7 protein-coding genes are annotated in these 11,101 nt (G+C 52.7%); 2 read left to right on the top strand and 5 right to left on the bottom strand.

The annotated features are described in order from the left end of the window. Window positions 1-142: 142 nt before the first annotated feature. Window positions 143-1,228, bottom strand: a complete 1,086-nt coding sequence (locus KOR42_RS20260; protein ID WP_146511661.1) for a dipeptidase — start codon at window positions 1,226-1,228, stop codon at window positions 143-145. A gap of 43 nt (window positions 1,229-1,271) precedes the next feature. Next, entirely contained in the window at window positions 1,272-2,579 is a 1,308-nt protein-coding gene (locus KOR42_RS20265) for an alpha/beta hydrolase family protein (protein ID WP_146511662.1), read from the bottom strand. A gap of 199 nt (window positions 2,580-2,778) precedes the next feature. Between KOR42_RS20265 and KOR42_RS20270 the strand changes: the two genes are divergently transcribed. Next, window positions 2,779-5,046, top strand: coding sequence for a BatA domain-containing protein (locus KOR42_RS20270; protein ID WP_197441385.1), 2,268 nt, complete (start codon window positions 2,779-2,781; stop codon window positions 5,044-5,046). Between the two features lie 147 nt (window positions 5,047-5,193). Here KOR42_RS20270 and KOR42_RS20275 read toward each other — a convergent pair whose 3' ends face one another. Both KOR42_RS20275 and KOR42_RS20280 read right to left on the bottom strand, forming a co-directional pair. Then, the gene (locus KOR42_RS20275; protein ID WP_146511664.1) at window positions 5,194-6,834 is read right to left on the bottom strand and encodes a serine/threonine-protein kinase; all 1,641 of its coding nucleotides are present in this window, start codon (window positions 6,832-6,834) and stop codon (window positions 5,194-5,196) included. Further along, complete coding sequence (locus KOR42_RS20280) at window positions 6,831-7,454, bottom strand: sigma-70 family RNA polymerase sigma factor (protein ID WP_146511665.1); 624 nt, start codon at window positions 7,452-7,454, stop codon at window positions 6,831-6,833. The genes KOR42_RS20275 and KOR42_RS20280 overlap by 4 nt, the downstream gene beginning before the upstream one ends. Before the next feature lie 595 nt (window positions 7,455-8,049). On the opposite strand from KOR42_RS20280, the gene KOR42_RS20285 reads away from it, so the two are divergent. Next, window positions 8,050-9,681 (top strand): AAA family ATPase, encoded by a 1,632-nt coding sequence (locus tag KOR42_RS20285; RefSeq protein ID WP_197441386.1) that lies wholly within the window; start codon window positions 8,050-8,052, stop codon window positions 9,679-9,681. A gap of 48 nt (window positions 9,682-9,729) precedes the next feature. Here KOR42_RS20285 and KOR42_RS20290 read toward each other — a convergent pair whose 3' ends face one another. Beyond that, the gene (locus tag KOR42_RS20290; protein ID WP_315861344.1) at window positions 9,730-11,085 is read right to left on the bottom strand and encodes an ATP-binding protein; all 1,356 of its coding nucleotides are present in this window, start codon (window positions 11,083-11,085) and stop codon (window positions 9,730-9,732) included. Between the last annotated feature and the right edge of the window lie 16 nt (window positions 11,086-11,101).

An 11,101-nucleotide genomic window follows, 5' to 3' on the forward strand; every position in this document is an offset into this window, starting at 1 on the left:
CGCATTTCGACCGAGACCGAGGCAGTCACTCCACACGTTTCATCATCGCAAGTCGGCTCTTTGGGATCAAGATGCGGTGAAGTCGTGACCATCGACGGACGCTCCGAATGTCTGCGGAGCAGAGTGCTGACTTCCGAATCAGCTACGATACTTTCTCCGGGAGATTCTTCTGAAAGAACTGGATGAAATTCCGCGAAAGGATTCGCTCGCTATCCTCCTGCGAATAGCCGCGTCGCTCCAGAATCTCAGCAATCTTCGGAAGATACTCAATGGAATCCATATCGCCGGGACTCTGTTCTTTCCCAAAACCTCCGTCGAGATCGGTTCCGATTCCGGAGTGCAAGGCATTCCCGGCCAATTGACAAACATGATCAATCTGATCGACGACATCTTCGAGTGAAACAGTTTCCGGAGGAGTCACTTTCTTGATGTATTCCGGCTTCAACATCCAGTTGTCGAGGGCTGCACCAATGACAGCCCCGCGTTCGATCAACGCACGAATTTGATCATCATCGAGTTGCCGATCTCCGGGGACAAGAGCACGACAATTGTGATGGCTCGCCAGCACCGGACCTTCGAACACATCAAGTGCCTGCCAGAAAGATTCATCCGCCAGATGTGTCGCGTCCAGCAACATTCCGACTCGGTTCATCTCCTTCAAGAGTTCCACTCCATCGGACGTCAGCGGACCTTCGCTTCCGGTCCCGTGACAGTATTCATTCGGTCCGTAATGAGCCGGTCCCACGATTTGCAGACCCGCATGAAACCATTCCTCGACCTGTTTCGGACTCAGAATCGGAGACGCCCCTTCCATACTCAGGAGATACCCAATCGGCGGGGTCGAGGCACTGTCTGCAGATTGATCCGCGCTCTGCCATTCGCGAGCGTGTTCAGTCAAATCGTCCGCGGACGACAGTTTCCGCAAGACGCCCCGTTCCGCCATCGCTTCGTAATAAGCCAGTTGCCCTTTCGCAGCGGCGTAAGTCGATTCACGCCCCTGATAAAATGTCAGTTCAAAACTCTTGCGATGGAGTCGCGGAAGGAGGGTCGCGATGACGATCCCAATCCCGGCGTTTCGTAGCTCCGGAAAGCTCACCATCGCTTCGCCGGGAACAATCCCGTCGAACTGAGATTCGAATTCACGAATCTTCCCAACTGGCCATTCGAGGTTTCGGTTCCACTCGACGGCATTCCATGCCAGATCGAGGTGCGCATCAAAGATCAACATGTGCAAATTCAGTCTTTGAATAATGGAGCTGACTTATTACGAGTCATTCGTCAGTGGATTTAAGATGGCGATCCGCAAAGTCGAGATACTGATCCCAATCGTAGTCGGTGACATCATGCTTGCCGCTGCGAATGTGATAGCCGATGGTTCCAGAGTTGATGGGCTGATTGATCTCCGGCATCTCTTCAGGAGCCGCGTCTCCGCCGAATCCATCTGTTCCGAGCAGTCGATAGACAGGATCAGCATGTAGTGCGGAAAGAAACTCCCCATGCGGATCGGCCCAGCGATCTTCTTCTGCGCTGGCGATATAAACCGGTCGCGGAGCAATGGCTGCGATGAGCAGATGCTGGTCGACGGGAAGTTCGTCTTCGTTGTCGTTGTATTTCAGAAAGTTATCGCAGAACCAGTGCGGGAACGACGTGTTAATCCGACGCACGGATTCGCCAAAACGGCGACGACTGAGGGCTGCTCCGCCACACCCGGAGTTATTAGAAATAACGAGAGCAAATCGCGGGTCACTGGCTCCCGCCCACAGCGAAGTCTTTCCGAGACGAGAGTGCCCCAACACAGCTACTCGCTCTCCGTCGATCGAAGGCGACTGCTCGAGGTAATCGAGAGCGCGGCTGAGTCCCCACGCCCAGGCTGCGATACTGCCCCAGTCTTTCGGAGAGATTGATTCTCCTGATCCGGGGTACTCTCCATGAAGCCCGTTTTCAAACCCGTCATCGAAATCGGGATCGAAGTCCCCGTAGTAAATCGTGACGAGTGCATATCCTCTTTCGACAATTTTCTCGACTGGCCACCGCGACGCAGACGCCCCTCGCGAAGCTTCGGTCGCTTGATGGTTTTCGTATCCCGAGGCCGGTTTGTTCCGCATCCAGTTTTTGTTCAATGTGATTTCGGGATCCGGATGAATGGAATGGTTTCCCCCGAAGTTCAATGCGAGAAACGCGGGAACCTTCTCGTCAGTCTGCAGACGATAAATCAACAGCCGCGCGACAAGCGGAGACTCTTCGTCTCCCAGCAACAGGTCGACTTCTTCCCGAATTGCTTTGCCGCCAAGTGCATTGGCGTGATAGCTGATGAGTTCGCTGCGCACTTCTTCAGGTGCTGGGGGAGCCGATCCGTAGACCTCTGAAGCGAACAGATCAAGAATTTCGCCGCGCCGCTGATTGATCCACTGATCCGCGTTCTCGACAACTTCTCCTGAAGTCGTTGTGAATGGATCAGGAAGCGTGAACTCGGGAATCAAGGATTCGTCATAGATCGCTTCCTGTGCGTTTGAAACAGTCGCAAGACATGCAAACGCCGTCAGGCAAATCGCAAGGAATCGAAAATCGCAACTACTCATCGTGTCTTTTTCCTCGTTGTCAATCCAGAACTCTCATCCAAGGATGATGATTCTTTCTCCGCTTTTCCAGCAAGTGCCGCAAGTCGAACCGAAAAGAAAAGTCGAATTCTCTTTACAGAATCGCAAGACGCACCTGACTCGATCAACTACAATTCGCGTATCCCAGTCCCATCGGTCATGGAAGGATTGTTCGCACCTGATGTCTTCGTGGATTCTTCAGCACTTTTTGAATCCCTCCTTCTTCTGGGCGGGAATGGCGTTGGTCTCAGCGCCAATTATTATCCATCTCATCAATCGAATGCGCTTCAAGCGTGTCCGATTTGCGGCGATGGACTTTCTGCTCGCGAGTCAAAAGCGGAATCAGCGCAGGGTTCTCATCGAACAGTTGCTGCTCCTTCTGCTGCGCATCCTGCTCATTCTTGCAATTGTAGCTCTACTTGCGCGAATGATTCTCGACCCGTCTCAACTCTCACTCTTCCAGGGGGCCAAGTCTCATCATGTCGTTGTTCTCGACGACTCTCTGTCGATGCAGCAGAGAACGGCAGAAGGGACAGTCTTCGACACTGCGAAGGAAGTTGTGCGTCGACTGGTCGCAGAAGGTGCGGACTCGCCTCAATCGCAGATCTTCACACTTGTGCGGATGTCTGCACCGGCGACGACACTTTCTGGATTGAGCGAAGTTCAACTGAACAGCGATCTGCTCGTGGAACTCACCGATCGACTCGACGCGATCAAATGCACACATCAGGTCGCCGAGCCCGATCGAGCTCTCGACTCTGTTCTCGAACGTCTGACTGCAGACCGTTCAGCCGTGCGGCATGTCCACGTAATTTCAGACTTCCGGGAATTGAACTGGATCGAAAGCAAATCGGCAATCGCTTCCTTGAAAGCACTGGAGACTGCCGACACAAACGTCAATCTCGTGAAGTGCGTCGAAGACTCCACTGAAAACCTGACCGTGACTCAACTCGGAGGAAAAGTTGAAGTTGCCGCTGCAGGTGTTCCGGTCACTCTCGAAGCGACTATTCAAAATCAAGGAGTGCGAACAGCCAGCGACGTTCGTGCAGATGTCTTCCTTGACGGGACGCGAACGCCTCGCACAATTGACTTTCAGGACATCGCTGCCGGAGAGCAGACATCGAGGCGTTTCGACGTCGTCTTCGAAACCGCCGAGCATCACCGGGTGGACCTCCGGATTCGCGACGATGCTCTGGAACCGGACAACTTTCGATTTCTCACCGTCGATGTTCCTCAAGAGATCCCTGTATTGATCGTGGACGGCTCTCCCGGAACAGAACAGGCCCTCTACGTTGCCGACGCGCTGGCAGCTGATACATCTGTCACCGGGTTCTCTGTCGACGTTCAGACTCCGGACGATTTGCGAAGAACGCCACTGGAAAACTTCGATCTCATTTATCTCATCAACGTTCCTGAAATCGCCCCCGATGCGCTGATTGCATTGACCGACTACGTTTCAAACGGAGGCGGACTGGTCTGGTACCTCGGCGATGCAATTCGGCCGGCGTTCTACAATGAGAAACTCTTTCAACCCGAAGCCAGCTTGTTTCCCGTCCGCATCGAAATCGCTCCGCGCGAATTCAATCGAGACGACAACGGCAGCGTCGCTCACCCCGATCTCGTTCCTGTTGAATCTCCGCTATTCCAACTGCTGACCGATGCGGAAGTTCCCATCCTCGATCTCGTGTTTGTGAATCTCTATTTTCCGCTGGCGCCGGCAAGTTCAGATTTGCCGAACATGGCTTCGGATGTTTCGGTCCTGGCACGACTCAACAACGATGCCCCTGTTTTCCTCGAACATCGATTCGGAAGAGGCAATGTTGTCACGTGTTTGACATCAGCCGGACCTCTTGTGAATCCGCAAGGGACCGTATGGACAAACTGGGCCAACGGACCAGCCAGCTTCAGTTTTGCCGTCTTTCAACTCGAACTCGCCAAACATGTGATTCGTAAAGACCGATCTCTCCCCGCACTCCAAAGCGGCCAACCGATTGAATTCAAACTCAATCAGGCGTTCTATCAACCCGATGTCGAAGTGCTTTCCCCTTCCGACCAGATTGACCGAATCCAAGCGACTCCGCCCGCTCAAGAAGACAACGATGCCTCTTCCTCCGAACCCGACGGGACGTTATTCAACGTGATCTATCGAAACACGGACGAACCAGGGATCTACTCCTTCGGCCTCTCCACGCAACAACCAGGACGCGAGGAACGGCTCTACGCGGTCAATGTTCCTCCATCCGAAGGGGCTTTAGCAATCGCAGAAACAGACGCCCTCAAGAATGAACTCGGGCTGGACTCAACGATTCAAATTCATTCAGTCGGCACCTATGACTGGATTCTCAACGAATCCCCCGGATCGGAAATTCGCTGGTTGCTCCTTCTTCTTATCCCTCTTCTCTGCATTGTCGAACAGTTTCTCGCCAGCCGTCTCAGCTACGTCGAATGATCTTCAATCGGTTCGCTGCATCGCCTTCGAAAAGAGATTTGCGGTCGCAAACAATTCCCGAATCGTTCTAAGCGAGCTCGAACGATCAACGTCGGCAGCCTCAAAGGAAATGTGTTCCGGGGAGTGCAGACTCCCGATGAGGTTGGTCTAAAATCTCGACCGAAACGACAGGAGTTGAAGAATTCGTCTCACCAGCGAGATCACAATTCCTCCAGTGACGATGAGAATCCCCGCTACGAGATAGGGATAATGCCCCGGGGTTTCCGGATCTCCTCGCATCGAATGCAGGAAGAAATAAGAGATCACCGAAGTCACCGTAGTCACAGCCACGAGGCGCGGCTTGTACCACATGGCGCTGGCCACGATCAGCAATGCGTATCCCGCAACCAGTGACTCAATGGGTCGTGCGGCATAGTAAACCGCAGCGGTGAAGAGGATCGCATCAGATGCAACCCAACAGCGACGAACGAATCGCACATCCTTCCTCAGCAGCCGCTGAAACACAATCGAAGCAGCCCCCCAGGTTCCCAGAATGATCATTTCCGGAATATAGGACGGTCGAAGCCCCGGCACCGACAACTCCGCGAGTTGCACGACCGTGAAGATCACGAGGAACGCCGTCAGATGGACAACGAGAGCCGGTTCTCTTCGCGCCCACCGCCTCACCGAATTCCAAAGTCCCATCGACTTAAGGACGATCGGTTCATGATTCAGAAACCGCTCCAGATCGTCCGCCAATTCGTCTGCCGATCCATAACGGTTCTCGGGCTTCTTCTCGAGACACCGCATACAAATTTGTGCCAGTGGACGAGAAATCGCAGGATTGATCTTCTGCGGATGTTTCGGCTCGCTATCACGTAATCGAAGAATCTGATCGAGCGGAACACTCTCGGAAAACGGAGGTTGTCCGGTCAAAAGTTCATAAAGAATCGCTCCGAGGCTGTAGAGATCCGAACGATAAGTGACCGAATTCACCTTTCCCCACGCTTGCTCCGGAGACATATACGCAGGCGTCCCCAGAATCGCTCCCGACATCGTTTGCTCGTCATCATGCTCGAAGACTTTGGCCAATCCAAAATCAGTGACGAGGGCATTTCCATCGTTGTCGATCAGAATGTTGGAAGGTTTCAAGTCGCGATGAATGACATCCTGCCGGTGCAGATACCCAACCGCCCGAGTGATTTGAACAAGCATCGCTGCCGACTCGTCGAGGCTGATTTCCCCCATCTTGATTCGATCAGCCAACGTAAACTCAGAAATGTAAGCCATGACGAGAAACGGAATCCCCTCATGTTCACCGGCATCGTGCACGCTCACAATATTCGAATGACGAAGACGCGAGGCCGCTCGTGCTTCTCGAAAGAACCGACGAACTTCTTCATCGGAAGCGAACTCACACGACCGAACCATTTTCAGAGCAAAGTGCGAATCCAACGTCTGATGCCGTGCCCGATACACAACTCCCATTCCGCCCCGCCCCAACTCAGCTTCCAAAAGATACGCACCGAACTCGCGCGGAAGCGACTGAAATGAAGAACTCGACAAACTGGAATCGGACGACAACAGTGTTTCGGCCACTTTGTCTTGACCGCCACCTCCCGCCATCGAATCGAGCAGGTGAATGCAATCAACGAGTTGCATGAGATTGGGATGTTTCTTGAGGAGTTCCTCCGGAATGGAAAAGTGCTCGCCGTCTTGAATTGCGTCGCAGTGCCGCTCCAGAAACTCCAGGAGTTCGGGATCGAAGTTCGAATCGGAATCTGACAACTCAGCACCGCGATCAGTCATGAGTCACTCTGATTTTCTACGAGAATCTCTTGAAGCTTATTCAGGGCCCGCATCCACAGCATTTGTACGGCTCCTCGGCTTCGTTCCATTCGCTCGGAGACTTCTTCAAACGAGAGTCGCTGCAAATTTCGCAGTTGAATCACTTCCCGGTAATCGTCAGGGAGTCTCGAAATCGCGTTGGCCAACTCGAACTCCTGCTCGTGATCCATCAAAACCTGACTCGGGGAATCGAGACGAGCAGCCAGTTCGCGAAACGGAGCAGACGCATCCGGAGACTGCGGCTGGATTCTCACTTCCTTCTTCACGTCGCGTTTCCCTGCTCGGAATCGGCGGATGAAATCATGAGTGTTATGAGCAAGAATCTGTTTGAGCCATGCCAGCCATTCCCCTTCAGACTTGCCCTCGAAATCCCGAAATCCGCGATGCGCTTCGAGCAGTGTTTGCTGGACGAGATCGGAGGAGTCGACTTTTGCTTTCATCCAGGTTTCGACATTGGTCCGCGCAATGACGTTGATGTAATTTCGGCAGCACTCAAAGAGTTCATCGCGAGCACGTTCATCGCCGTTTCTCGCGTTTTCCAGAAGAAGCGCGATCCGCGTACTCTGTTTTGACTCGCTCATTTGCCCTCTCCTTAACTTCGCGAAAGCTCAAGCACACAAGAATCCGTTGCTCTTGCCGGTCCCTTGCCTGAACGAACTGACGCAAAACTCTGATTCTGCCCGACAGCGAGCCCGACAGCGAGCCCGACAGCGAGCCCGACAGCGAGCCCGAATCGAACTGACCGAATCGAACTGACCGAATCGAACTGACCGAATCGAACTGACCGAACGGCCTCTGCCTCGACACCTGAACATCGAGCCGACTGGAAAACTCCGTGCTTTCAGATTATCCGATTCAGTGAATCAGAGTAAAACCGCTGAAGAGAAAATCTGAATGCAAGTTTCGAGCGAAACTCCCAGCTTCTCGAAACTCGCAACGTCGAATTCAAGAAAAGAGATCGGAACAATTCGCAAAATCGGCACAAAGGGTCTCTTTTACGAGTTCCGCAGCGGAATCGAAATCTCCGAACAAGGAACGTCTGCGTGTCGAAGCAAATGATCCCAAAGTGTAGATGCCTGTCGTTCGAACATATCCACAGTCTTGGCCAGAGACTGCGGCACCGAAGAAGTCTTGATTCTCCCCTAATTGTCTCGCTGAAACGGAAAGCGAATCAGAATGCAACGTGACACCTTTGCCGGGATCGATAATATCCTCTTGAGTTTGGGTCTCGATGAAAGCGGCAACTTCGCAGATTCGACGGCAGGAGATTCTGAAGAAACGTCGCAGGAGGATTCTCAACAGCCTCAAAGTGCTGTCCCCGAACAGCCAGAAACAGCGACGGCAACACCGTCTCCTCTCGACCAAAACGCCCCCACCTCAGAGTCCTCCAGTGGAGACGAACGTTCGGACAAGCCGGTCATCGATGAAATCACAAGAGATAACTACGATCAGGCGCGGGCCCATCTCGCCAAAATCGAAGCCGCCCGAAGACTCGCCAAGGCAAACGAAAAACCGGAAGCAAGTCCCCCGCAGCAAAAGTATCCCAGCTTGCGAGGGTCCAGCGAATTCAGCCCCAAAGCTCCCGACTCGCTCGAACAAGCTGGGCTGAATCTCAGCGACGTGATGAATCTCATCATCAAATATCTCGCCAGTCGAGGTGTTGAGACCGGATACAAGATCGCACTCCAGATTGGACTCAATTTCGGACTCGTCGAAGCGATTCTTCGACAGCTCAAAATTGAACGACTCGCCGCTTACAAGAACGCAATTGCCGGCGGCGATTACCTCTACGAACTCACCGACCTCGGACGCGACCGGGCACGCATTCTTTCCGATCAGACGACTTATTTCGGAACAGCTCCCGTTCCCCTCGATCAGTACATCGCCAGCGTTCACGCCCAGTCACTCGAAGGCCGCAAACCGTCGCTGAATGCGATTCGCCGGGCCTTCTCGGATCTCGATATCAGCGATCGCATGATCTCGAACATCGGGCAAGCCATTCACTCCGGTCGGGGAATGTTCCTCTACGGACCTCCGGGTAACGGAAAAACCAGTATGGCCGAACGTGTCACCAAATCTTTCGGTGACACGATCTGGATTCCCCGAGCGATCATCGCCAGTGGCGAGATTCTCCGCCTGTACGATCCCAACCGTCACCGCGAAGTTCCCGTTTCCGATGATGCCGAACTCAAAGTCGACGGACGCTGGGTTCGCATCGAACGACCAACAATCGTGGCGGGGGGTGAACTCCAGATGGAAAACCTGGAAATCACATACATCCGCAAAACAGGTGTTGGCGAAGCTCCTTTGCAGATGAAAGCCAACTGCGGAACGCTTCTCATCGACGACTTCGGCCGACAGCGAATGAGCACCGACGAACTGCTCAACCGCTGGATTGTTCCACTTGAACAGCGACACGATTACCTTCACCTCGAAAGCGGTCGAACGATTCAAGTTCCGTTCGATCAGTTGATCATCTTCTCCAGTAACCTCGAACCACGAGATCTGGTCGACGACGCATTCCTCCGCCGAATTCCATACAAGATCGAAGTCAAAGACGCCTCAGAAGACGAGTTCCGCGCTCTCTTCTGCAAGCAGGCCACACAGCAGAAATTCTCGTACACCAACGAAGTGATCGATTACATGATCATCGAACACTACGTCCAGGCAAATCGCCCCTTCCGCTTCTGCCACCCCCGCGACCTGCTCCGCCAAATCCTCAACCGCTGCTCACTCCACAACCTCCCCCGAGAAATCACCAAAGACTCCATCGACCAAGCCGTCGAAAACTACTTCTCGATAATGTAAACCGGTCAATAGTGAGTCTAAGTCGTACAAACTTCTCCGACTCAATGTCTACTTGAGAAACGCACGCATGGCCTCAATCGATTCTGAGAGATCTTCTGGTGTAAACAAAGCATTGTGCTGGTTCTCCGGATGATGAATCTGATGGCGAATGTACTCAGTTAGAGTGACTTGCTGCCGCACCGTCGAATGATCTCTTCGACGACGGATGTACTCACGCTGCAATTTGTCAGCTTTGTAGTCCTCCAAGAGTCCTTGTGCCTCAATGAATCCATAGAGCTCATTGTGGTATTCGTAGGACGCTTCTCCAAACGCTGAAAAATTCACCTCATTCAGACTCGGATACGGAAGCTCCTGCTCAAGAACCGGCGACACTCGCTCCGGTGTTTGATCAGAAACCAGAATGATGTTTTCAAACTTTAGACGCTTGACGATTTCTGGACTGTGCGTTGTTAGCAACACCTGGGTGTTCTGAGACTCAGAAAGGGCAATCAGCGCATTCGTTAAAGCGCGCTGATGTTCTGGATGCTGAGAAGTTTCGGGTTCCTCAATGGCGTATACGATGTCCGGCAGGTTCGCCGCGTTCTGTCTCCTCTCTGCTTCTGCGCGGAAGAAACTGATCAGCACGAGGCGTTTTACTCCACTTCCTCTCTTATTGATCGGGATGTCATCGTCACCAGTGATTGACACATTCTTAAAAACATCTGGCCATTTTAGACTGGCGAATTCTGGAAGTCGAGGATCGAGAGACTCAGCAATGGCAGGGTTCATTTCCTCAAGCTTCTCAAGAGTTCTCTGCGCCACCTCATCGAGTCGTGCCTTCACTGTCTCTGTGACCTCCGCCAAGCCTGCCTGAATCTGTGGATCGCCGAGAATTTCCCTAACTGCAATTCGCATCGGATCCTGAACTTCATCGTCGGAATCGCTATTTTTTCGATCTGATTGAAACAATGTGTATAGCGGCATATACTTCTTGAGCTGCTCCCAAATGCTTTTCGCATCATTTTTAGCAACTTCAATTTCGCTATCGTCTAGACGTAAGTTTTCTTGCCCAAGCCAAATAGCTCTACGCAGTTCAGCATTCTTCGTCCTGTCTGGGCAATTGAAGCCTGCTTCTTCCACAATCGTCTTAAGCTCCGAGTTTTTCTTTAGAAGCAAGTCGTCGCAATCGGAGTTTACGGGGTAACTTGCTCTGATAAACACCTTTTCCTTGCCAGCATTGGGGTACTTCTTGAGAACATGCAGCGTGCCGTCTGAAGTTAGAAGATACTCGTCTCGCAGTGTCGTCTGGTTACTGTAAGCGCCGTTTGGAGTGCATGTTGACTTGGGTTGTATTCTTTGGGGTTTCTGGTTTTGGAATTCCTGGGGGATGGTGTCTTGTCGCGTGTGGGTTATTCTCGAGTGCAGTGGGTCGAGTGGATTG

This window comes from Thalassoglobus neptunius (assembly GCF_007859735.1).
Taxonomy (GTDB): domain Bacteria; phylum Planctomycetota; class Planctomycetia; order Planctomycetales; family Planctomycetaceae; genus Thalassoglobus; species Thalassoglobus neptunius.

Bases quoted from the DNA above. Each gene is read 5' to 3' on its own strand.
- KOR42_RS20260 (WP_146511661.1), bottom strand. From the start codon at position 1,228: ATGTTGATCTTTGATGCGCACCTCGATCTGGCATGGAATGCCGTCGAG.
- KOR42_RS20265 (WP_146511662.1), bottom strand. From the start codon at position 2,579: ATGAGTAGTTGCGATTTTCGATTCCTTGCGATTTGCCTGACGGCGTTT.
- KOR42_RS20270 (WP_197441385.1), top strand. From the start codon at position 2,779: ATGTCTTCGTGGATTCTTCAGCACTTTTTGAATCCCTCCTTCTTCTGG.
- KOR42_RS20275 (WP_146511664.1), bottom strand. From the start codon at position 6,834: ATGACTGATCGCGGTGCTGAGTTGTCAGATTCCGATTCGAACTTCGAT.
- KOR42_RS20280 (WP_146511665.1), bottom strand. From the start codon at position 7,454: ATGAGCGAGTCAAAACAGAGTACGCGGATCGCGCTTCTTCTGGAAAAC.
- KOR42_RS20285 (WP_197441386.1), top strand. From the start codon at position 8,050: ATGCAACGTGACACCTTTGCCGGGATCGATAATATCCTCTTGAGTTTG.